Origin of the sequence: Roseibium sp. (assembly GCF_048261595.1) — a bacterium.
Lineage (GTDB): Bacteria > Pseudomonadota > Alphaproteobacteria > Rhizobiales > Stappiaceae > Roseibium.
The window spans coordinates 388,569-410,062 of sequence record NZ_JBLXFW010000002.1 but is presented as its reverse complement, the minus strand read 5'-3'; the positions used below and the strand labels follow the sequence as shown (position 1 = coordinate 410,062).

Below are 21,494 nucleotides of genomic sequence, written 5' to 3'. Positions count from 1 at the left end.
TCATGAGACTGCTGATTGTAGGAACCCTAGGCGGGCAGCTGACGACCGCATCACAAATCGCCATGCAACGCGGCGCTCAGGTCATGCAGGCCGACAGCACCGAGAGCGCGATGAAGGTTCTGCGCTCGGGCCGCGGAGCGGACCTTCTGATGGTCGATGTCAATCTGGACATCGCTGGCCTTCTGGCCAAGCTTCAGAGCGAACGCGTTCATGTTCCGGTTGTCGCCTGCGGTGTCGAAACCGATGCCCAGGCAGCAGTTTCGGCAATTCGCGCAGGGGCAAAGGAATATATCCCGCTTCCGCCAGATCCGGAGATGATCGCAGCGGTTCTGGCAGCTGTCGCCCAGGAACGCGGCGATCTCATTTATCGTGACGATGCAATGGCGGCCGTCGTTCGTCTTGCGGAACAGGTTGCGCCTTCCGACGCTTCGGTGCTGATCACAGGCGAGTCCGGAACGGGCAAGGAGGTCATTGCACGCCACGTTCACAAGTCGTCCAATCGTGCCAGCAAGCCGTTCATCTCGATCAACTGTGCGGCTATTCCGGAGCATCTTCTGGAATCCGAACTCTTCGGTCATGAGAAGGGTGCGTTCACCGGAGCTGTCGCGCGTCGTATCGGTAAGTTCGAGGAAGCGGACGGCGGGACACTTTTGCTCGATGAAATTTCGGAAATGGATGTGCGGCTTCAGGCCAAGCTGCTGCGCGCCATTCAGGAGCGGGTCATTGACCGCGTCGGAGGCACTCGTCCGGTTCCGGTCAATATCCGTATTCTGGCGACATCCAACCGGGATCTGGCCGAGAGCGTTCGGCAGGGAGTGTTTCGCGAAGACCTCCTGTTCCGCCTCAATGTCGTGAATCTGAAGTTGCCGCCGCTGCGCGAGCGTCCTGCCGATATCCTTGAACTGGCCCGGTTCTTCGTCGAGCACTATGCCGAGGCAAACGGCGTTCCGGTGCGGCCCCTTTCGGTAGATGCAAGGCAGGCCCTAACGGTCAACCCGTGGCCGGGGAATGTGCGCGAACTCGAAAACACCATGCATCGTGCCGTTCTGCTCGCACATGGGGACGAAATTGGCGTCGAAGCCATCCGGATGCCGGACGGTAGCCCAATTACCGTTTCGCGAGGTCCGGCGGAACGCGCCGCGCAAGCGGCAGAAGCCATATCCCGATCGTTTGTCGGGCGTACTGTTGCCGATGTCGAGCGAGATCTGATCCTGGATACGCTGGATCATTGTCTTGGCAACCGAACGCATGCTGCAAAGATTTTGGGTATCTCAATTCGGACGCTGCGCAACAAGCTGAATCAATATACGGATGAAGGTGTGAGGGTGCCTGGGCCCGGCGAAGCGCGTGCCTCGATGTAGGACGAGCTGACGCGTTGAGCTTGGCTAGGAATTGTTGAAGGTCAGAGGATCTGAATGTCGGACACGACGGCGGAAAACGGTCAGACTACCGGGCAGGCGCAGGGGGGTAATGTTCCCGCGCCGGCAGGCGGCGTCGGCTTTCCGTCGGCCGCAGACATCATTACGGCGCTGAAGCGCGGCGATACGGGGCTTGCCGTCGGCGTTCTGGTTATCCTGACGCTGATGATCCTGCCGATGCCGCCGATGATGCTGGACATGTTCCTGGCGGTGTCGATCATCTTCTCGGTCCTGATCCTCATGACCGGGCTATTCATTCAAAAACCTCTCGAGTTTTCCTCTTTCCCGACCGTGCTTCTGATTGCGACGATGCTTCGTCTGGGTCTGAACATTTCCTCGACCCGCCTGATCCTTGCCAACGGCCATGAAGGCACGTCTGCTGCGGGGAGTGTGATTGAGTCGTTCGGCAATCTCGTCATGGGTGGCAATTTCGTCATCGGGATTATCGTTTTCGCGATCCTGGTGATCGTGAACTTTGTCGTCATCACCAAGGGCTCCGGCCGTATTGCGGAAGTTGCTGCCCGCTTTACCCTGGACGCCATGCCCGGCAAGCAGATGGCTATCGATGCGGATCTCTCTGCGGGGCTCATAGATGAGGCAGAGGCCCGCCAGAGGCGCAGAAACCTGGAAGACGAAAGCTCGTTCTTCGGTGCCATGGATGGTGCCTCTAAGTTTGTGCGCGGTGATGCGATCGCGGGTCTTCTGATCACGTTCATCAACATTCTAGGCGGCATTTTCATCGGCGTTGCGCAGATGGAGCTGTCCTTCTCCGAAGCTGCCAACAATTACACGCTGCTCACGATTGGTGACGGCCTCGTATCTCAGATTCCGGCCCTGATCGTGTCGACAGCGGCAGGCCTTCTGGTGTCCAAGGCAGGTGTGCAGGGAGCCGCCGACAAGGCGCTGGCTACCCAGTTCACCGGATACCCGAAGGCGCTGGGGATGTCCGGCGCCGTGATGGCGATCCTCGCATTCATGCCGGGCATGCCGATGATCCCCTTCATGGGGCTTGCCGGTGTTGCGGGGTGGCTCGCCTTCCAGGCCGGAAACAAGAAGAAGGAAGTGGCGGCGCAGGCGCTGCAGAAACAGGCAATCGAGGCAGCGCCCAAACCGGCTCCGGAGCCTCCGATCACCGATGCTCTGAAGATGGACGAGCTTCGTATCGAACTGGGTTACGCGCTGTTGCCGTTGATCAATGGTCGCGACCAGAGCGGCAGCGACCAGCTGACTGATCAGATCAAGGCGCTGAGAAGACAGATCGCCAGCGACATGGGTGTCATCATGCCGCCGGTGCGCATCCTCGACAATATCCAGCTTGGCGCGAACGACTACATCATCAAGGTCAAGGAAGTGGAGGCCGGCCGGGGCACTCTCTATCCGAACCATTTCATGGTGATGGATCCGAGCGGCGGGCAGGTCAAGTTGCCCGGCACGCATACGACAGAACCAACTTTCGGTTTGCCCGCAACCTGGGTCGAGGCGCAATATCGCGAGGACGCATCCCTGCGTGGCTACACGGTCGTCGACCCGGCGACTGTCCTTTCGACGCACCTCACTGAGACGATCAAGGCCAATGTCAGCGAATTGCTGACCTACGGCGATGTCCAGAAGCTGCTGAAAGAACTCAAGGGCGAGCAGGCCAAGCTCGTGGACGACCTCATTCCGTCGCAGATCACCGTGTCTGGCGTTCAGCGCATTTTGCAGGCACTGCTGTCGGAGCGCGTCTCTGTTCGTGATCTCGGCTCCATTCTGGAGGGTGTCTCGGAAGCGACCGGGATGACGCGCAACACCAATACGATTGCCGAGCACGTCCGCAGCCGGCTCGGGCGCCAGATCTGCGCTGCCAATCTGGCACCCGGTGGATATCTGCCCCTCGTTGCGCTCTCACCACAGTGGGAGCAGGCCTTCATTGAAAGTATCGTGGGCGAAGGTGACGACCGGCAACTGGCCATGCAGCCGAGCAAGCTTCAGGAATTTGTCGGAAAGGTTCGCGACGCATTCGAGGCCGCCGCGCAGCAGGGCGAGGTTCCCGTGCTGTTGACCTCTCCTCAGTCGCGGCCGTTCGTGCGCTCGATTGTCGAGCGCTTCCGCGCCCACACAACGGTCATGAGCCAGGGCGAAGTGCATCCTCGCGTTAAGCTGAAGACCATCGGATCAATCTAGCGGAAATAGTTGTTCTCAGACGAGAACGTTGATGCGCGACATTACCGCTGTGTTGCTTGCATAGGGCGAACCTGAATTCTGGTTCTGCAAAACGAGTGACGTGGCGGAGCGGGAAGCCTGCGTGCTGATCACGGCGAAACTGTTCGCGATGTTACGCAGCTGCTGAGACTTGTTGATCGCATTGGATCGCTTGCTTGCCCAAGCCTTGTTGTAGTCGGACCACGTCGACTTGCGGTTGGAGCGCGTATTGTAGTCGCGCTGGACGTAATTTCCGACTTTCGGCATGGGCGCATCTTTCCTGGATACCCTTTAAGAGATGTCAGATCAGGATTAACGAACCGTTAATTTTCCGCAATTTGCATAAGGGGTTGGCCGAGCTTCAACTGGCTGCTATTCCGCCTTTGAATGATCGATCCGACGGAGGTTTCATGGCGCCGGTAGAGCTCAATCTCAATGGCTACACCGACTTGCCCAAGGGCAAGGTGGCATATGTCGTCACCTATCTGGAAATGCCGCAGAAGCCCGACGTTGGCGCTTCGGAACGCTCCGACATTGCGTTTGAGCGCTGGGAGGACCCCTCGCGCGATGAATTCCGCGCACTGTTCCGCGAAATCGGGGAGGACTGGCTATGGTACTCGCGTCTGACCATTTCTGATGAGAAACTGGACGGGCTACTGAATGACCCCCATCGTCAGATCTATGCGCCAATCGTCAACGGGCGACGGGTGGGACTTCTGGAACTCAACTTCCGGAGCCGCGAGAACGTGGAGATTTCGTTCTTCGGTCTGGTGCCGAGCACTGTCGGCGGCGGTGTGGGACGGTGGATGATGGCAAAAGCAATGGAGCTTGCCTGGTCGCATGCGGAAACCAGACGCGTCTGGCTCCACACATGCACGGGTGACAGCCCGCAGGCGATCCACTTCTATCAGTCTTGTGGCTTCCGGCCTTTCAAACGTGCCATTGAGGTAATGGACGATCCACGCCTTTCAGGGCACGTGCCGATGGATAAGGGGCGCCACGTTCCGCTTATTGCCTAGGGCACTGAACTGATCAGGCAGAAGCCGATATCCGGTCGGGAAACGCCTTGGCAATAGCCTGTTGGCTCGCATCCACCACGCCGCGCTCTGTTATCAGTCCTGTCACGAGTCGGGCAGGTGTGACATCGAATGCTGGATTTGCAACATTCGATCCGTCCGCAACGATATCGACAGTCTCGATCGAGCCGGATTTTGTACGGCCCGTAAGCGAACTGACCTCTGCTCCTGAGCGTTCCTCTATCGGGATTTCGTTCAGGCCATCGGTGAGCGTGAAGTCGATCGTCGGGGAAGGAAGCGCGACGTAGAACGGTATACCGCAGTCCCTCGCGGCAAGGGCCTTGAGATAGGTCCCGATCTTGTTGCACACGTCGCCACTTGCAGTCGTCCGGTCTGTGCCGACGATCACCATGTCCACCTCGCCACGCTGCATAAGGTGGCCTCCGGCATTGTCCACGATGACCGTGTGCGGCACGCCATGGTGACCAAGCTCCCAGGCTGTAAGGAAGGCGCCTTGGTTGCGCGGGCGTGTCTCGTCGACCCAGACATGGACTGGAATCCCGCCATCGTGGGACATGTAGATCGGAGCAGTTGCGGTTCCCCAGTCTACGGTCGCAAGCCATCCGGCATTGCAATGGGTCAGGATGTTGACCTTTTCGCCCGGCTTCTTGGTGCGTGCGATATTGGCGATGATCTCCGACCCGTGCAGGCCGATTGCCATGTTGATTGCAATGTCTTCGTCGCAGACATCGCTTGCCAGCTTGTATGCGGCTGCAACACGATCCTTTTCGTCAACGGTCAGCAAGGCTTTTCGAACCCGGTCGAGCGCCCAGCGCAGGTTCACAGCGGTCGGACGAGTTGCCAACAGAAGGCTGTAGGCGCTCATCAGGGCGTCATCGCTGGTGTCCGCTCGCATCGCAAGGGCAACACCGTAGGCTGCCGTCGCACCGATTAGCGGCGCGCCACGGACCTGCATGACGCGAATCGCATGCGCAGCGTCCTCCACCGTCTTGAGCGTTGTCGTGGTGAATACGTGCGGAAAACGCGTCTGGTCTATGATTTCAACATCTTGACCGGTGTCTGCGGTCCAAATTGTGCGATATCGCTGACCATTCACATTCATGACAAGTCAATTCCCTTCGGGGTTGCATTTTTTATTGTTACTTCCTGCATAACTCATCGTTGTCCATGCTGCCACCAGCAAGTTGCTGGATCGGGCCGTTTAAATACCTTAATATTCATTAACCAAATTTGCTGGAATGCCGGTGGATGAACGCAACTGCGGGCTTGGCTGCGGTTTCGTAAAGGTAAGAATTGCTTAAGATTATTCTTAACGCGATGCGTCAAAGGTAAACGGAGCCTGAAACCATGTCTGAAATGCAGGACAACGTGGTGCCTCACACCCGTGTGCGCTCCCTTCGGGAAGCGATCCGGAAGGTGCAGCTCGGTGAGGTGGAACGCTCCGACGTGGTCGTCGAGCTTCAGGATACCGAGCGGGCGCGACTGGAGATGCTGTCCGATGAGATGAAGGATGTCTTCAAGGAGATCCCGGAAGACGACGATCAGTTCACCCTTCAGATCGTGCCAGGCACGACGCCACGCCTGTGGATCGATGTCACCAGTCATGTCGTTGTCGGCGGAGACCGGAAGACCTACAGGTTCCTGAAGGATACCCGCTTCGGGCGCACGGTCCTCCTGGAAACGGCCGAAATCGACGATATGGCCGACTGTCTGACCGAATACATCGCCGAGCGAATCCTGGAGCGTGAGAAGGCCCTCGAAGGAGATTGGCTGAACCAGCGGCTTCAGGACGGAGAAACCAAGGTAAAGGCCGCGAGAAAATCGCAAGCCTGGCACCCGGTGCTTCTGTTCATGATTGCGTTCATTGTTGGCATGCTGGCAGGCATCGGCGGCCTTGTCGCCTATGCCTGGTTTGCCAACCCGCTTTGAGCCGCTGTTTCTGCGCGAACCAATCCGAAGAATAATCAGGAAGGGATGACAATTGCCTCGTTGGCAATTGTCGATATGGCTTCTCCCGACGTCGTGAAGCCTCGCTCTGTCAATCTGCAGCTCCATTCCCCGTTCTCACGATCGATGGAAAAGAGGTTGTACCGGGCGCCTGGTTTCTTGCCGCCGGGGGCGTTTGTCGCCGAGGGTACGCCAATCACGGGAACCGGCCCGGTAGGTCCCTCGATGTGCGCGCGGCTATCGATATGCGTGTGTCCGTGGAGCACCAGTTCGGCTCCGGCCTTCTTGATCACCGCGCGAACCCGGGAAGCATCTGACAGGCGCTTGTGCCAGTGGGTGGCATTCCTGAAGGGGGGATGATGGATCATCACAACCCGGAACAGGTTCTGCTTGCCCAGGTCTTCGAGCGTTGCTCTCAAGCGTTTCGCCTGGGCACTGCCGACACGACCGGTCGCAAACCAGGGGCCTGATGCCCGGGCGGTGGAGACGCCAACGATCGCTATGTCGCCGCGTCGCCTGACGTAGGGAAAGGTTGGCTGGGCGCCGGTCTCTGACCCGGCTTTGGTCTCGTCACCGGTCATGTAGTCCGCCCACGCCTCGCGAGCCTTCTTCAGCGCGCCAGGAACGTAGGCATCGTGATTGCCGGGAACGACGGAAACAAAATCGCTTGGACCTACTTCTTCGAGCCAGTCGCGAGCACCGATGATTTCAAGGGGAAGCGCGATGTTGACCAGGTCGCCGGTGACAGCGATATGGTCCGGCGACTGGGCCTTCATATCAGCAACAAGCTGTTCGAGATGGTTACCTCCCATCGCTCCGGAACGGTTGCGACGCCAATTGAGGTAGCCGAGAATTCTCTTTGAAAACAGCTGGATAAGCTTGGGGTCCGGTAGCGGTCCCAAGTGTGGATCTGACAGGTGGGCAAGTCTAAGCATGGGAGGGCATCATCTAGGCAAAAGGAAAGACGTCAAGTGAAAACGCCCAAATGCCCGAATGGTGCCCTGCGACATGCAAAAAGTGGCAAGAAATGCCATCCGGCCGGGATCAAATGATCCCAAAGCAGGGAACTCAGTTGCTGGAGAACGTCGTGAGAGCTGCGGCGACCCGGGGGTTGCTGAGATCCACGGCCGGCTTCCACTGGAATGCACGACGGCGACGACGGCTCGTGAGATATGCGCGGAACATGTTGATTACTCTTTGATTTCGCCTGCACCCAATGCGCGGGCTGATCTGTCATGTGCCTGAAATTTGTTCAGGGTGCGCAAAACATATGCAATTCCTTCGAAATGAGTAGTGGTGTTATCGGTGGGACTGCATTGCGTCGGTTGCATAGCTGAGCCAAACGCGATTGATCCCGCGCGGCCGGTCGGTGATAAGGAAAACATGCTGAAAGCGCTGTCATTTCTTCCCAAGCCGGTGGTCCGGTACCTCGTCCAGCTGGTTGCACTGTTTCGGAACCCTTACGTGCTTGGCGTGCGCGTCCTGGTACGTGATGAAGACGGCTGCGTTCTGCTCGTTCGGCACAGCTATCTGGCCGGTTGGTACCTGCCGGGCGGGGGCGTCGATGGCGGAGAGGTCATGGCCGACGCGGCCGTGCGCGAGTTGCGCGAAGAGGTTGGCATCGAGGCCGGGTCGGCTCCCCGGCTTGTCGGCATCTATCTGAACCGAAAGGGCCTCGGGCGAGACCATATCGGTCTCTTCGAAGTTGCAAGCTGGGAAAAGGGGCAGGGCTTTCGCAAGCCGAATGCCGAGATTGCCGAAGCGCGTTTCTTCAGTCTCGATTCGTTGCCGCGAGACGCCTCACCTGCGACGGTGAGGCGTCTCTACGAACTTCAGCAAGGAACGCTCGGGAGTGGCGGCGACGGCTACTGGTAGCCGTTACGCGGCCTGTTGCAATGCATCCCTGTCGTGTGCCCGCAAGAAATCCAGATCAGGTCCGACCGGAATGACACCAGTCGGGTTGATGGTCTTGTGGGAGCCATAATAGTGCTCCTTGGCGACGTCGAGTTTGAACGTGTCGGCGACACCAGGCACCTGGTACAGCTCGCGCAGATAGTTCGAAAGGTTCGGATAGTCTTCAATTCGACGGATGTTGCACTTGAAGTGGCCGAAATAGACAGCGTCGAACCTGACCAACGTTGTGAAAAGGCGCCAGTCGGCTTCTGTCAGGCGATCCCCCGCCAGGTAGCGGTTCTTGCCCAAAAGTTGCTCCAGTGCGTCAAGCTCCTTGAAGAGGGCGACAACTGCCTCCTGGTAGGCTTCCTGTGTTGTGGCAAAACCTGCCTTGTAAACCCCATTGTTGACCGCGCCATAGACCCGTTCGTTGATTTCCTCGATACGGTCCCGGTAGGCCTCCGGGTAGAAGTCGACAGTGGAACCGGTCAGACCATCGAACGCGCTGTTGAACATGCGGATGATTTCTGACGACTCATTCGAAACGATCGTTTCGCTCTGCTTGTCCCACAGCACCGGAACAACGACGCGACCGGAGTAATCGGACATGGCCTTGGTGTAGACCTGCCAGAGAAAACCCTTTCCGTTTACCGGATCGGGCTTGTCGAATGTCCAACCGTTTTCGAGCATCAAGGGCTCAACGGCGGTCACGTCGATAATCTCCTCCAATCCCTTGAGCTTTCTGAAGATCAGGGTGCGATGGGCCCAAGGGCAGGCATAGGAAACATACAGATGATAGCGGCCGGCCTCGGCCTTGAAGCCAGCGTCCCCGGACGGTCCCGTGCTGCCGTCACTTGTGACCCAATTGCGAAATGCTGATTCGGTGCGCTTGAACCTGCCGCCGGTCTTTTTCGTGTCGTACCATTGGTCTTTCCATTCGCCGTCGACCAGAAGTCCCATAATCATCTCCTTTGCTGCTCCATGACACTTAGTGCCGGAAGGCAGTGGTTGCATCTGTCGGCCCTCTGGAAACACCGTTCAACGTGATTGGACGGTCCATCGGGATTTGAGTTCAATTGATCAACGAAAAAAGGCGCTGGACGTTTCATTTGTCGTCTGTTATCCGACATTTACTGCCTCGTTTTGGGGCGCTTGAACCTGAGACTCGTTTTCATGACGACTGGTCTGACATTGCGACGACGAAGCAACCGACGAGAATTTTCTCGCCTGTTTTCGCGCGCCTGACCGGACCTTTCTCTCTTGTTCTTTCATGGTCCCGGCTGCGCTCTGCACCGCTTTGACTTTTCAGGACCATGACGATGAAGCCGATCAACTGGTTTATCCGGACAGAAGAAACTGCCGACGCTGCGGATATCGATGCCTTGCAGGCAGAAGCCTTCGGGCCGGGGCGTTTTGCCAAGACAGCTTTCAAGATCCGTGAAGGCGTGCCCCAGGATCCCGCGCTTTGCTTTGTGGGTTTGAACGGCGGAGAGCTTGCAGGCTCAGTCCGCCTGACCCCGATCATGATCGGAGAAACGCCCGGAATGCTGCTCGGTCCCCTGACCGTTGCTCCGGCATACAAGAATCGCGGTCTCGGCAAGGCCCTTCTGCGCACGGCTCTGGACGTTGCCGAAAGCCGTGGTGAGACGGCTGTCCTGCTCGTTGGTGACGCGCCATATTATGGTCCCGCCGGATTTGCTCCGGTGCCGCTCGGACAAATCACGTTGCCCGGTCCTGTCGACCCGGCGCGGCTACTCGTCGCGACCCTGAACGGGACTGACATGCCACGTGGAATGGTTACAGGCGGCCGCCGGGCCTGAGGCGGGGCCTCAGCGCCCTTCGCGGAACCAGGTCAGCGACACGAGGCCGAGAAGCAGCGCCAGGCCCAGAAGACCTGCGAGCAGTGGATAGCGGTCCACTCCGTTCAGTACGCTGGCATCCGTCGTCTTGAGTCCGATCCAGCCATTGCCCGCATACTGCGAGGCGCTCCTGAGTGGGACGACCCGAGGAACAGTGGTTTCTCCCCCGACGTCCTTCAGCCGAAGCGACTGGCCGCCGGTCTGTGCGGAAAACGACGCCAGCTTGTCGGTTGTCGAAAGGACTTCCGTGTATTCCCGGGGGTTCTGGGGACCGACATGAATCAGGGCCTTTTTGTCACCTTCGGAAACCGTGAAAAGGCCCGTCTCGGTGGTTGGGGTGCTGCCTCGCCACAATCCGGGCTCGGCTTCGGTCATCACCAGATTGGTCTGGGTCCCCGATGGCGAAGAAACCACAACATCGCCGATCGTGTCTTCAAGCGTCTGACGCTCGGCGATCAATTCCGGTCCGCGCATTGAAACACGCAAGGCTTCTTCTTCGAGATCCGGCTCCTGCATCAGCCAATGGCCCAGCCTCCTTAGCAGCGGCACGTGGGGGCCACCGCCTTCGAAACCGCGCGCCCAGAGCCAGACGTGGTCAGACAGAAGCAGGGCGACCCTGCCTTCGCCTTCCCGGTTGAGCACGAGGAGCGGTTTGTCATTCGGGCCGTTCATGAGGGTTTGGCCGGCGTCGATTTCAGTTTCTACAAGCCGGAACCAGCGGCTCCATGCGGGCGGGTCCTGACGGGCACCAGGCAGTCCTCGCGTTACAGGATGACGATTGCCGACGCTCGCCAAGGTCGCGTGGAACGGCTCTTCAAGGATTGCCCCGGTCGGCCGGGCCGGAAGGATCTGGGCAAGAGGAGTGCGATAGAGGCTGCCCGCTTCTGCATAGTCCGGGCCTCCGGCGAGGAGTACGGCGCCTCCGTTTTGAACGTAGCGGGCGATGTTATCGAAATAGAGCATCGGCAATACGCCGCGGCGAACATAGCGGTCGAAGATGATCAGGTCGAACTCGTCGATCTTCACCGAAAACAGCTCGCGAGTTGGGAACGCGATCAGAGACAGCTGATTGATCGGCGTTCCGTCCTGTTTTTCAGGGGGGCGAAGGATCGTGAAATGCACGAGGTCGACCGAGGCATCCGATTTCAGGAGGTTCCGCCAGGTACGTTCACCTGCATGGGGCGAACCGGAGACAAGCAGAACGCGGAGGTTTTCGCGGATGCCGTCGATGGTAACGACAACCCGGTTGTTCAGGTCTGTAAGCTCACCGGCGAGACTGTCCACCTCGAATTCGAAGATGTTGTCTCCGCCGTGCACGATCTCGACCGGAATGTCGATCGTTTGCCCGATACCGACGGGACGTTCGCTGACGAGATTGCCGTCGCGGCGCACACGCACTGCAACTCGGGCCGACGGGCTTGTCCCCGAACCCTGGTCAACGACGAGGATCGAAACCACCTGCTCTGAACCAACGAGTCCGAAGCGAGGTGCCTTGTGCAGAACGAGGCGGCGGTCGGTTTCGTCCGCAGTTCCGGTTACAAGGCCGTGGACCGGAGCGTTGAAGCCGAGGGCATTTGCCTGTTCAGGGATGTCGTGGATCTGGCCGTCGGTGAGCATGATCGCACCGCCGACCCGGTCAGGTGGAACGTCCGAAAGGCCGTTGACGAGGCTCTGAAACAGTTCCGTGCCATTGCCCTGACCGGCGTTCCGGCTTTCCAGAACACGTACCTCGAAACCGGGCAGGGCCTCCAGTCGCTCCTGCAGGATTTCCAGCGCGCGATTGGTGGTTTCCGAGCGATCGTCCAGAAGCTGGCTCTGACTGCGGTCTGCGACGATCGCGACAACGCTGCTCAGCGGCTCGCGGTTTTCGCGCTCCAGCGCGGGATTGGCGAGCGCGAAGGCGACGAGCGCCATGGCCAATGTGCGAAGCGGCCAGCCGCGCAGCTTCATCAGGCCGGTGATCAGAGCGACAGCCACCGTGAAGGCGGCGGCAAGGCCAAGTGCCCACAGGGGAATGAGAGGATCAAAGGAGACAGACCAGATCATGACAGCATGCCGCTCCTCATCATTGTCCCAGACGTTCCAGCAGGGCCGGAATATGCACCTGGTCCGCCTTGTAGTTGCCGGTCAGCGTATACATCACGATGTTGACGCCGGAGCGGAACGCGTAATCCCTTTGCACAGCATCATCGGGCACTGTCGGGAACATGAAGCTGCCGCCTTCATCGATCGCCCAGGCTGCGGCGAAATCGTTGCCGGTGATTATGATCGGCGAAACACCGTCTCCAGCCCGAACCGGGCGTCCGGAGCCTGCTGCCACGGGTTCAAGGCTTTCGACCCACAGTGGGCTCGTGTTGTAGCGGCCGGGGAATGTGTCGAGGATATAGAAAGCCTTGGTAAGCACGTGGTCAGTTGGTACCGGCTCTAGCGGTGGAATATCGAGGTCTTCGAGGATTTCGCGGAGCTTGATTGTCGCCGGGGTCGAGCCGAAGCCAAGCGTCGAGCTGGTGATGTGGTCGCGCGTGTCGAACAGGATCGTTCCACCATTGCGCATGAAGGTGTCAATGCGGGCCATGGTGCTTTCTGTCGGCTTGTCGGCAGAAGGGTCGATAGGCCAGTAAAGGAGCGAGTAGAAGGCCAGCTCGTCGCTGGCGATGTCCACTCCGATCGGATTGCCGGGTTCAAGGGCGGTCCGCTCTTTAAGAAACTGCGAAAGTCCGGAAAGTCCGGCGGCACTCGCATCGTCAATGTCGGGAGCACCGGTCAGGACATATGCAAGGTGTGTCTGCAGCGTTGCCTCTAGCGCCCGCAGGTCGTCCTGCGTGGTCTGCGCCGATGCATGGTCTGGCCCGAGGAGCGCAATGGCAAGGGTCGGAACCATCAGCGAGGCCGCCATTCGCCTCATGCGCAGGCGGCTGAGACCGCCAGCCATCAGGATGACAGCCAAGGCGTCAAGCAGGAGGAGGGCGAAGGCAACTGCGAAGGCCGTCGCCTTTAGGTCCGTGCTGGCATTGCTGGGATAAGGCCGCAGGTCGGCTGTTCCCTCGAACACGGCTGTATCAAGTCTCAGCAGTTCCGCATCACTGTTCAACAGGTTCAGGGCGCGGAAGCCGTCTTCGGTTCCGTAAAGGCCTGGTGGTGTCTTGCGACTGGACCGACTCTCGGAAAACGCAGAAACCGTTATCGGCGCGACATCCGAAGTCGGTGAAATGAAGCGCCCGTACCCGTCAATCAGGCGCAGCGGGGGCAATACGCTTTGAACCGCGGCATTGGCGGTGCCCGCTCCGCTTTCGCCCGTCGGCATGGCAGCATTTGAGATGGACAGAATGCTACGCAGCATATCGATAAAGACACCGGAAATCGGAAGGTTGGACCAGGCCGAGTCCGCGGAGACATGGAACAGAACGATCGTGCCACGTCCACGCCGGGCGGCGGTGACCAGCGGAGTGCCGTCTTCCAGCATCGCCCAGGTTCTGTCGGGCAGGTCGGCAGTTGGTTCTGCGAGAACCTGCCGACTTACGGTAACATCGTTCGGAATCTTCAAGGATGCGAAGGGAGAGGCTTCCGAGAAGGCCGTCAGCTTCTGTGGCTGTTCCCAGGACAGGCTGCCGCCAAGCGAGCGATCGCCTGAGCGCAGAGACACCGGAATGAGCGTGTCCGTTCCACCGGCGGTGCGCGGACCGGCGAAGCGCACGAGTGTGCCTCCGTTTTCGATCCAGTCCGAGAGGCTGACTTCGGCGGCTTCCGGGAGGCGTCCGACATCTGCCAGCATAACTATCGAAAGGCCTTCTTCCAGCAAGGCAGGAATCGCAGCGCCGAGATCGGCATCCTTGGGTATGCGCAGGTCCGAGAAGGGGCTTAGCGCGCGTTGCAGATAATAAAGCGGTGAAAGCAAGGGTTGGGCGAGATCGCCGCCCCCGCCCGAGACAAGTCCGACCGTTCGCCGGCGCCAGTTTTCGTCGACAAGCTGCACCGCGCCTGCCGAATTTTCATTGAGGATCTCGACCCGGGCGATATCGTTTCGAAGTTCGCTCGGCAACTCGAAGCGGGCATCCGCAGCGGTTGCATCTTCCTCGAAGACTGCGTCCGTGCGGCCCAGAACAAGTCCTTTCCGGTCAAGCGCCTGAAGTGCCGTCGCACGCCGTGTTTCGTCCGGATGCCGGACCACCGTCACCGACAAGGACTCAGCGTCGTTGGATAGGTTCTTGAGGCCGAAGGGGGAGCCATCACCGGTAAAAACGGTGACGGGAGCAGCTCCGGCAAGTGCGGCAAGGTCTTTCTGGAATGGGCTGGCGTCCGACATTTGGGTGCCATCCGACAGCCAGACTATAGCACTCGGGGGTGTCTCGGCTGCGGCCTTGCGCAGGCCGATTGTCAACTCTGCGCGGTCGGCGGCCCAAGGGCGTGGCTCCAGAACACGTAGCACATCGCGCGCAGCTGCGGCACTTGTCGGTGTCAGGGTTTGCGAAGGGCCATCGGCGGTTGCCGCAAACAGGACAGGCTGACCGGAATTTTCAGCGTCCGACAAGAGCCGTTCGGCCGTGTTGACCTGGGTCTCCCAGCCGCTTGCGGAGGTCCAGCCATTATCAAGGATGACCCAGATCGTACCGGATCCGGTTTCCACGGCGCGCGTCGGTTTCCATACAGGGCCGGCGAGCGCAATGATCAGCAGAGCTGCAAGCGCGAGGCGCAGCAGCGTCAGCCACCAGGGACTATGCTGGGGTGTCTCTTCGTGCTTTTCGATCTCGAGCAGAAGCCGCGTCGGAGGAAAATCAATTTCACGCGGCCTTGGGGGCGTCATCCTCAGCAGCCACCATATCGCCGGGAGCGACAGGAGCGCTGCCAGGATCCATGGCGAGGTAAAGGCGAGGGGAAAAAGGCCTCCCATGGGTTACGAATCTCCCTTTGCCAGTGCTTCGGCACTTCCCGAAAGGGCGCTGTGCAATACCAGTAACGGTTCCGCAGGTGCCCTGTCGGTGTGGTGCAGAACGTATGTCCAGCCTGCCCGACGGGCGATGTCGCGTATTTCCGCCCGGTGCCGCTGGATCCGTTGCTGATAGGCCTCTCTCCACCCTTCTGCCTTGCCGGTGGTCAGGCGGATGCCCATTTCGGGATCGTGAAACTCGACGCGCCCGTCAAAAGGGAATGTCTCCTCGATCGGATCGAGGATCTGCACGATGTGGCCCTTGGCGCCGGTTGAGGCGACCTCCGAAATCCACCTGGCGATATCTTCAATGGGGTCGAGAAGGTCCGATATCAAAACGACGTCCGAGAAGCGTTTGATCTGGGCCGTCGTCGGAAATGCATCCGGCTTTCCCATGTGGGTCAGGGCGTCGGCGATACGTTCCGCTGCTTTCCTGTCCGAGAACGAACGCGTTATGCCGGGCAGGCCTATACGCTCGCCGGTATAGGCAAGCATGTCGGCCAATGCGAGCATCAGGACGATCGCACGATCGCGTTTGGATGCTCTAGAAAGACGGGACTGGAACACCATGGATCTCGACAGATCCGCCCAAAGCCAGACCGTGTGGGCAGCTTCCCACTCCCGCTCGCGAACATAGAGATGATCGTCGCGGGCGGACCTGCGCCAGTCTATGCGCTTTGCCGGTTCGCCCATGTTGAACGGCCGAAACTGCCAGAAGCTCTCACCCGGTCCAGCGCGCCTGCGGCCATGCCAGCCGGCGGTTACCGAGTTTGCGACATGGCTGGCTTCGACCAGGAGGTCCGGCAGCGCGTCGGCAACCGTGCGCGCCTCGCCAATGACGTTCGGCCAGGTGTCCTGATCGACCACTTGCTTGCTTGCATTTCCTGTCGGCCTGAGAGCCATGGGCGCACCTTACTCCAGGGTCTTATGCAATTACTTCCTTCACCTGTCTGATCACGCTGCGGACCGTGTGTCCGTCGGCGCGGGCGGCAAATGTCAAAGCCATGCGGTGCTGGAGGATCGGCTCGGCGAGAGCCAGAACGTCATCGATCGATGGCGCAAGGCGCCCCTCCACCAGAGCGCGGGCGCGAACGGTAAGCATCAGGGCCTGACTGGCACGTGGCCCCGGACCCCATGCTATCAGATCCTTGGCACCTTCTGCCGATGAACCATCTTCGGCAGGCCGCGCGGCACGGACCAGCTTCAGGATTGCGTCGACGACCGACTCTCCGACGGGCATCCGGCGGACCAGTTGCTGGTACCCGGCCAGTTCGTCAGCAGTCATCGCGGTTTGTGCGACGGCCTGGTTTGCGCCGGTCGTCTCCAGAAGAATCCTTCGTTCTGCTTCAAGGTCGGGATAATGGACATCGATCTGCATCAGGAAGCGGTCGAGCTGGGCTTCTGGAAGTGGGTATGTGCCTTCCTGTTCAAGCGGGTTTTGAGTGGCCAGCACGTGGAAGGGACGGGGCAGGTCATGCGGCTGACCTGCGACGGTGACGTGATACTCTTGCATGGCCTGCAAAAGCGCGGACTGTGTCCGCGGGCTTGCACGGTTGATTTCGTCCGCCATCAGCAGCTGCGAGAACACAGGGCCCGGAATGAAGCGAAATGCGCGGCTTCCGTCCGGAGACTGTTCCATCACCTCTGCGCCCAGAATGTCGGAGGGCATCAGGTCCGGTGTGAACTGGATCCGGCGCGCGTTGAGCCCAAGGACCGTTCCGAGCGTTTCGACCAGTTTCGTCTTGGCAAGACCGGGAACCCCGACGAGCAGGCCATGGCCACCAGCGAGGATCGTCACCAGGCTCTGTTCGACAACGTTTTCCTGACCGAAAATGATCCGGGCGATGTCGGCCTTGGCTGCCGTGATGCGCTCAAGTGCCTTTTCGGCGACTTCCGCGATTGCGTCCATGTCCTGGTCGGCGATATCGCCGGGAGGTGGAGTGATTACGCTCATCGTTCACCTTCGCAGTCTCAGGCTCCCCGGGAGCCGGTGGGCAGGTGCGGCGCGGCAACAGAATGTTTTTCCGGAACCGCTTCCGTCGCGACTCAAACAGTTTGGCACCATATTGTTGGTTAGATAAGTCGCAATTTCTGTCGAGACAGGGGCAGATGTGCATTTCTGCGGAGTGTGGATTGGTCCTGTACTGTCAATGGAACCGCTGCCGGGCTATAGACGCGACTGGGGGCCATGGAGAAACGCGAGAGAGGATATGTCTCAATTCGATGTGAGCGGAATGCCGGCCGGTCTGGCTGCACTGATCTCTCGCGCAGGCGGAAACGCGCGGGGTAACCCCCCGGTCGACAAGTGGAATCCGCCCTTTTGCGGCGATCTCGACATCCGTATCGCTCGCGATGGCAGCTGGTCCTATCTCGGAAGTCCGATCCAGCGCGAGGCACTCGTGCGCCTTTTTGCGTCGGTCCTGCGCAAGGATGAGGATGATCGTCACTATCTCGTGACACCTGTGGAAAAAATAGGCATCACCGTCGAGGACGTCGCATTTTTAGGTGTGGAACTTCACTGCGAAGGGAACGGTGAAGGCAAGGTACTCACCCTGCGGACCAATGTCGGCGACGTGGTCAGGGTCGATGCCGAGCATCCGCTGCGATTTCAAGTCGATCCCGAAAACGGCGGCTTGCTGCCATATGTTCTCGTCCGCGGTCGTCTGGAGGCTCTCCTTAGCCGCCCGCTACTCTACCAGCTTGTCGACCTTCTCGAAGAGAAGGAACAGGCCGATACGATGCACACCGGCATCTGGAGCGCGGGAACGTTCTTTTCTCTGGCCCCGGAAATCCTATCTCAAACGGGGTAAGCTCCTGGTCTGGGCAGGATTCGCATGCCCGGACAGACTGAAAGAGGCAGGATAAAAGGTGTTCGACGACTTCAGAGATCGCGTCAGGCAACTGCGCTCCGAGCACCTTTTGAGAGATACCGGCGACCACGTGCTCAATCCTGACATGGGGCCCTACGCAAGATGGGAAGGACCACCTCGGGACGCGGCCGTTCTGATACCGGTTGTGGCTGATGTGCAGCAGCCCCGGGTTATCCTGACACTGCGCACATCAAAACTTTCCACCCATGCCGGGCAGATCGCATTTCCCGGAGGCAAGATCGACGCGGATGACGGGAGCCCAATGCATGCCGCCCTGCGCGAAGCCCATGAGGAGATCGGTCTGGACCCCTTGGCGGTGACGCCGATCGGCGAGTTGGCGCCATATCTGACAGGGTCGGGTTTCCGTGTCGTTCCGATCGTTGCGGAGGTCGCCCCGGAAGTACAATTGGTGCCGAACCCGGATGAGGTTGAGGACGTTTTCGACGTGCCGCTGTCATTTCTCATGGACCCTGAAAACCACCGCAAGCAGAGCCGTGACTGGAACGGACGGCCCCGATACTTTTACGAGATGCCTTACGAGAACAGGTATATCTGGGGTGTGACCGCAGGCATCATCCGCTCCCTCTATGATACGGTGTATGGCCGATGATCCGAGTATTCCTGTCGCATTTCCTTTTGTTCCTGCTGCCGTTCATCGGCTACGCGGTCTGGCTTTTTCTGAACAAGAAGGAGCAGTCTTCCGAGAATTGGCGCAATGGGCCCAACGGTTGGCTCGCGCTCTCGGGAATTGTTCTGGTTCTCGCCAGTCTGGTGATCTTTGCCAGCTTCAGGAAAATGCCTGACGGCACCGAGTACCGGCCATCACGCATGGAGAATGGCGTCTTTGTCCCGGGCGGATACGAGTAGATGCCGGCGCGGCTGAAGACGGCAGAATGGTTGGCGCTTCCTGGCATCCAGGCTGTCTTTGATGCCGTTGAACAGGAGGGCGATGCCGCAAGGGCTGTTGGCGGCGCCGTTCGCAACACCTTGCTGGAGCGTCCCGTTCATGATGTCGATATCGCGACAACGGCTCTGCCGGAGGTCATTGTCGACCGTGCGAAACGTGCCGGATTGAAGGCGGTGCCAACGGGTATAGATCATGGCACTGTGACCGTGATCAGTGACGGCTTCGGTTACGAGGTGACGACGCTGCGCGCCGATGTCGAAACCTTCGGACGCCAGGCCAAAGTGCGCTTCGGACGCAGCTGGGAAGAGGACGCCAGACGTCGCGATTTCACGATGAATGCGCTTTACTGCGATCGATCAGGCGAGATTTTCGACCCGCTTGATGGCCTGCCGGATTGCCTTTCCGGCAGAGTGCGCTTCATAGGCGATCCGAACCAGCGCATTCGCGAAGATTACCTGAGGATATTACGCTTCTTCCGGATCCACGGGATGTACGGCAACGGTGAGCCGGACAGGGCGGGGCTTCTCGCCTGTGTCCAGGAACGCGAGGGCTTGAGAAGCCTTTCTGCCGAACGCATCGGAATGGAGATGAAGCGTCTGGTCACGGCGCCCCTCGCCGCGAGATGCGTCGAGTTGATGGAAAATCACGGCCTGTTGGAGATCGTGACGGGCGGGGTCGCGCGGTTGGTGGACTTCAAGGCCTTCCGTGACCTGAGCGGAGTTGCTGACGAAGTCAACCAAGCGCCTTTGGCATTTGCGGCTTTGGCCGGCTTCATTGATGAGGATATGGATCGCCTCGCTGACCGGTTTCGAATGTCGAATGCGGAGCGCAACCGCATGCATTGCTCCCTTTCGGCGATGAAGTCTGTGTCGACGCTCGCCGGCACTGCGACCGACACTGACGTGCGCCGGCTTCTATTTCATCACGGGCGTCAGGGAGCTGTCGATGGAACCCTCCTTGCATGGGCGGTTCAGGAACACGGCAGTGATCCGGCGTTCTATCCGGGATTACTCGAAAGGCTGCGGAAATTTTCTGTGCCGGTGTTTCCCCTGAAGGGCAAGGATCTGATCGACGCGGGTCTTCGTCCCGGCCCTGAGATCGGTCACCAGCTCAAATTCCTGCAGTCCCGATGGGAGGCAAGTGGCTACCAACTTGGACGGGCCGAATTGATGGGAGATCTCAAGCAATAGTACTAAAAAATGCGGATAATGGTTTCGCCTTTCTAAATTGTTTTCTTCGCATATTTGACTATCGTTGAAATCATTCATTTACCCGTTGCTGTTAATTTCTTCGCTTACCTTTGGGAGGGGTAGGCGCGGGAAAATGCAAAAAATTCTACTTGTCGCAAGCAGCTTGTCGGTAACTTCGACGCTGTTTAAGCAAGTTCAGCTTTTCTTTGACACCAATCTGCGAGCGATAGACGAGGTCACAGCTGATGATCTTCGCAATTGCTCGCTGATCGTCGTCGATTTTGCGGTGGGCGACGGTGATCACCTGACCGCCTTCAAGAAACAGCTGCGAGAGTTTCCTCATGTGCCGCGCGGCGGCATGATCAGCCTTTCCAACCGCAAGGAAATTGTTCAGGCAAAGGCGCTGGGCCTTGTGCATCTTTGGGACCGTGCCGGCGACATTGCTCATGTGATCAGTGCCATTCGTGGGTTGGTCGGGAACTACTCCGTGGCAGAAATGTCCCCTGATACTCCAGCCGCGACCCGCACCGCGGTGAATTCCTTGTGCAGCACGTTGGATGAAGTTGCCGTAGCCGCCATTTCCGGTACGCCGATGCCGATGAAGAGCGCGGCACGATCCGTACATGTGTTGATGTCTGCCCTTCAACAGGACGGGATCGACGCCTGGCTCGCGGCTGTTCAAAGCCACCATAGTCATACGTTTTGCCACTCGATGATGGTGACCGGGTTCGCCGTGGCCTTTGGGCAAGCGCTGCGTCTCGATCCCAACCAATGCGCGGTCCTCAGCCTGGGAGCCCTGATTCACGATTTGGGCAAGGTCCGCATTCCGCTTGCGATTCTCGACAAGCCCTCTCGTCTGACCGACGAGGAATACGCAGAGATCAAGAAGCATCCGCTCCATGCCTTGGAGATACTCAAGGACCACCCTGAAGTCCCGCCGGGGATCGCGGAACTTGCCGGGAAACATCACGAATATCTCGATGGCACCGGCTATCCGATGGGACTTGAGGAGAAAGACATAAACTTCCTCGTCCGTGTTCTCACGATCTGCGACATCTATGCAGCCCTGACCGAACAGCGCAGCTACAAGGAAAGCTATGGCCCTCGCCAGGCGTTCGCCATCATGATGGAGATGAAGGGCAAGCTGGACATGGACCTGTTGGCAAAGTTCCGGCCAGTGATCTTCAACGTCGATGTAGGAACGCTAAAGCGGAACCGCCGTGGCGATTTCCGCACGCAGCCGCAAGGGCGCCTGTCCGCCTGAGCAG

General features: G+C 59.2%; 19 protein-coding genes. 11 read left to right on the top strand and 8 right to left on the bottom strand.

Going from position 1 to position 21,494, the window contains the following annotated elements; genetic code table 11:
* The first annotated feature begins 2 nt into the window (after positions 1-2).
* The gene (locus ACN0SY_RS09235; protein ID WP_417686580.1) at positions 3-1,361 is read left to right on the top strand and encodes a sigma-54-dependent transcriptional regulator; all 1,359 of its coding nucleotides are present in this window, start codon (positions 3-5) and stop codon (positions 1,359-1,361) included.
* Between the two features lie 54 nt (positions 1,362-1,415).
* Positions 1,416-3,581 carry a flagellar biosynthesis protein FlhA gene (flhA, locus tag ACN0SY_RS09230; protein ID WP_417686578.1) on the top strand — a complete coding sequence of 722 codons (2,166 nt, stop codon included), beginning with the start codon at positions 1,416-1,418 and terminating at the stop codon, positions 3,579-3,581.
* Positions 3,582-3,596: 15 nt separating this feature from the next.
* Here the strand turns inward: flhA and ACN0SY_RS09225 are convergent, their stop codons facing one another.
* Positions 3,597-3,866, bottom strand: coding sequence for a flagellar biosynthesis protein (locus ACN0SY_RS09225; RefSeq protein WP_417686577.1), 270 nt, complete (start codon positions 3,864-3,866; stop codon positions 3,597-3,599).
* 143 nt (positions 3,867-4,009) lie between these two features.
* On the opposite strand from ACN0SY_RS09225, the gene ACN0SY_RS09220 reads away from it, so the two are divergent.
* On the top strand, positions 4,010-4,618 hold the full coding sequence (locus ACN0SY_RS09220; protein ID WP_417686575.1) for a GNAT family N-acetyltransferase: 609 nt from the start codon (positions 4,010-4,012) through the stop codon (positions 4,616-4,618).
* Positions 4,619-4,631: 13 nt separating this feature from the next.
* On the opposite strand, the gene mtnA is transcribed toward ACN0SY_RS09220, so the two are convergent.
* Complete coding sequence (mtnA, locus tag ACN0SY_RS09215) at positions 4,632-5,738, bottom strand: S-methyl-5-thioribose-1-phosphate isomerase (protein WP_417686573.1); 1,107 nt, start codon at positions 5,736-5,738, stop codon at positions 4,632-4,634.
* Between the two features lie 245 nt (positions 5,739-5,983).
* Between mtnA and ACN0SY_RS09210 the strand changes: the two genes are divergently transcribed.
* Entirely contained in the window at positions 5,984-6,565 is a 582-nt protein-coding gene (locus ACN0SY_RS09210) for a hypothetical protein (protein ID WP_417686571.1), read from the top strand.
* A 35-nt stretch (positions 6,566-6,600) separates the two neighbouring features.
* On the opposite strand, the gene ACN0SY_RS09205 is transcribed toward ACN0SY_RS09210, so the two are convergent.
* Entirely contained in the window at positions 6,601-7,518 is a 918-nt protein-coding gene (locus tag ACN0SY_RS09205) for a metallophosphoesterase family protein (protein ID WP_417686569.1), read from the bottom strand.
* Positions 7,519-7,966: 448 nt separating this feature from the next.
* Here ACN0SY_RS09205 and ACN0SY_RS09200 point away from each other — a divergent pair, with 448 nt between their 5' ends.
* Positions 7,967-8,458, top strand: coding sequence for an NUDIX domain-containing protein (locus tag ACN0SY_RS09200; RefSeq protein ID WP_417686568.1), 492 nt, complete (start codon positions 7,967-7,969; stop codon positions 8,456-8,458).
* 3 nt (positions 8,459-8,461) lie between these two features.
* Here ACN0SY_RS09200 and ACN0SY_RS09195 read toward each other — a convergent pair whose 3' ends face one another.
* A complete protein-coding gene (locus ACN0SY_RS09195; RefSeq protein WP_417686566.1) occupies positions 8,462-9,436 on the bottom strand; it encodes a glutathione S-transferase family protein in 975 nt (324 codons plus the stop codon).
* Between the two features lie 359 nt (positions 9,437-9,795).
* Here ACN0SY_RS09195 and ACN0SY_RS09190 point away from each other — a divergent pair, with 359 nt between their 5' ends.
* Positions 9,796-10,296 carry a GNAT family N-acetyltransferase gene (locus ACN0SY_RS09190; protein WP_417686564.1) on the top strand — a complete coding sequence of 167 codons (501 nt, stop codon included), beginning with the start codon at positions 9,796-9,798 and terminating at the stop codon, positions 10,294-10,296.
* Positions 10,297-10,305: 9 nt separating this feature from the next.
* Here ACN0SY_RS09190 and ACN0SY_RS09185 read toward each other — a convergent pair whose 3' ends face one another.
* The 4 genes from ACN0SY_RS09185 to ACN0SY_RS09170 are packed head-to-tail and all read right to left on the bottom strand — an operon-like array spanning position 10,306 to position 17,213.
* The gene (locus ACN0SY_RS09185; RefSeq protein ID WP_417686562.1) at positions 10,306-12,381 is read right to left on the bottom strand and encodes a hypothetical protein; all 2,076 of its coding nucleotides are present in this window, start codon (positions 12,379-12,381) and stop codon (positions 10,306-10,308) included.
* 19 nt (positions 12,382-12,400) lie between these two features.
* Positions 12,401-15,223 carry a DUF4159 domain-containing protein gene (locus tag ACN0SY_RS09180; RefSeq protein WP_417686560.1) on the bottom strand — a complete coding sequence of 941 codons (2,823 nt, stop codon included), beginning with the start codon at positions 15,221-15,223 and terminating at the stop codon, positions 12,401-12,403.
* A 3-nt stretch (positions 15,224-15,226) separates the two neighbouring features.
* Positions 15,227-16,162, bottom strand: a complete 936-nt coding sequence (locus ACN0SY_RS09175) for a DUF58 domain-containing protein (RefSeq protein WP_417686558.1) — start codon at positions 16,160-16,162, stop codon at positions 15,227-15,229.
* Positions 16,163-16,184: 22 nt separating this feature from the next.
* On the bottom strand, positions 16,185-17,213 hold the full coding sequence (locus ACN0SY_RS09170) for an AAA family ATPase (protein WP_417686557.1): 1,029 nt from the start codon (positions 17,211-17,213) through the stop codon (positions 16,185-16,187).
* Between the two features lie 256 nt (positions 17,214-17,469).
* Between ACN0SY_RS09170 and ACN0SY_RS09165 the strand changes: the two genes are divergently transcribed.
* The 5 genes from ACN0SY_RS09165 to ACN0SY_RS09145 all read left to right on the top strand — a co-directional run bounded on the left by ACN0SY_RS09165 (position 17,470) and on the right by ACN0SY_RS09145 (position 21,490).
* The gene (locus ACN0SY_RS09165) at positions 17,470-18,069 is read left to right on the top strand and encodes a DUF1285 domain-containing protein (RefSeq protein ID WP_417686555.1); all 600 of its coding nucleotides are present in this window, start codon (positions 17,470-17,472) and stop codon (positions 18,067-18,069) included.
* A 58-nt stretch (positions 18,070-18,127) separates the two neighbouring features.
* Positions 18,128-18,739, top strand: coding sequence for a CoA pyrophosphatase (locus ACN0SY_RS09160; protein ID WP_417686553.1), 612 nt, complete (start codon positions 18,128-18,130; stop codon positions 18,737-18,739).
* Positions 18,736-18,996, top strand: a complete 261-nt coding sequence (locus ACN0SY_RS09155; RefSeq protein ID WP_417686551.1) for a DUF6111 family protein — start codon at positions 18,736-18,738, stop codon at positions 18,994-18,996. The genes ACN0SY_RS09160 and ACN0SY_RS09155 overlap by 4 nt, the downstream gene beginning before the upstream one ends.
* Entirely contained in the window at positions 18,997-20,226 is a 1,230-nt protein-coding gene (locus tag ACN0SY_RS09150; RefSeq protein ID WP_417686549.1) for a CCA tRNA nucleotidyltransferase, read from the top strand.
* A gap of 64 nt (positions 20,227-20,290) precedes the next feature.
* The gene (locus ACN0SY_RS09145) at positions 20,291-21,490 is read left to right on the top strand and encodes an HD-GYP domain-containing protein (protein WP_417686547.1); all 1,200 of its coding nucleotides are present in this window, start codon (positions 20,291-20,293) and stop codon (positions 21,488-21,490) included.
* Positions 21,491-21,494: the final 4 nt, after the last annotated feature.

What these genes read in the sequence shown, in the direction of transcription:
- ACN0SY_RS09235 (WP_417686580.1), top strand. Translation starts at nt 3, where the DNA reads ATGAGACTGCTGATTGTAGGAACCCTAGGCGGGCAGCTGACGACCGCA.
- flhA (WP_417686578.1), top strand. Translation starts at nt 1,416, where the DNA reads ATGTCGGACACGACGGCGGAAAACGGTCAGACTACCGGGCAGGCGCAG.
- ACN0SY_RS09225 (WP_417686577.1), bottom strand. Translation starts at nt 3,866, where the DNA reads ATGCCGAAAGTCGGAAATTACGTCCAGCGCGACTACAATACGCGCTCC.
- ACN0SY_RS09220 (WP_417686575.1), top strand. Translation starts at nt 4,010, where the DNA reads ATGGCGCCGGTAGAGCTCAATCTCAATGGCTACACCGACTTGCCCAAG.
- mtnA (WP_417686573.1), bottom strand. Translation starts at nt 5,738, where the DNA reads ATGAATGTGAATGGTCAGCGATATCGCACAATTTGGACCGCAGACACC.
- ACN0SY_RS09210 (WP_417686571.1), top strand. Translation starts at nt 5,984, where the DNA reads ATGTCTGAAATGCAGGACAACGTGGTGCCTCACACCCGTGTGCGCTCC.
- ACN0SY_RS09205 (WP_417686569.1), bottom strand. Translation starts at nt 7,518, where the DNA reads ATGCTTAGACTTGCCCACCTGTCAGATCCACACTTGGGACCGCTACCG.
- ACN0SY_RS09200 (WP_417686568.1), top strand. Translation starts at nt 7,967, where the DNA reads ATGCTGAAAGCGCTGTCATTTCTTCCCAAGCCGGTGGTCCGGTACCTC.
- ACN0SY_RS09195 (WP_417686566.1), bottom strand. Translation starts at nt 9,436, where the DNA reads ATGGGACTTCTGGTCGACGGCGAATGGAAAGACCAATGGTACGACACG.
- ACN0SY_RS09190 (WP_417686564.1), top strand. Translation starts at nt 9,796, where the DNA reads ATGAAGCCGATCAACTGGTTTATCCGGACAGAAGAAACTGCCGACGCT.
- ACN0SY_RS09185 (WP_417686562.1), bottom strand. Translation starts at nt 12,381, where the DNA reads ATGATCTGGTCTGTCTCCTTTGATCCTCTCATTCCCCTGTGGGCACTT.
- ACN0SY_RS09180 (WP_417686560.1), bottom strand. Translation starts at nt 15,223, where the DNA reads ATGGGAGGCCTTTTTCCCCTCGCCTTTACCTCGCCATGGATCCTGGCA.
- ACN0SY_RS09175 (WP_417686558.1), bottom strand. Translation starts at nt 16,162, where the DNA reads ATGGCTCTCAGGCCGACAGGAAATGCAAGCAAGCAAGTGGTCGATCAG.
- ACN0SY_RS09170 (WP_417686557.1), bottom strand. Translation starts at nt 17,213, where the DNA reads ATGAGCGTAATCACTCCACCTCCCGGCGATATCGCCGACCAGGACATG.
- ACN0SY_RS09165 (WP_417686555.1), top strand. Translation starts at nt 17,470, where the DNA reads ATGTCTCAATTCGATGTGAGCGGAATGCCGGCCGGTCTGGCTGCACTG.
- ACN0SY_RS09155 (WP_417686551.1), top strand. Translation starts at nt 18,736, where the DNA reads ATGATCCGAGTATTCCTGTCGCATTTCCTTTTGTTCCTGCTGCCGTTC.
- ACN0SY_RS09150 (WP_417686549.1), top strand. Translation starts at nt 18,997, where the DNA reads ATGCCGGCGCGGCTGAAGACGGCAGAATGGTTGGCGCTTCCTGGCATC.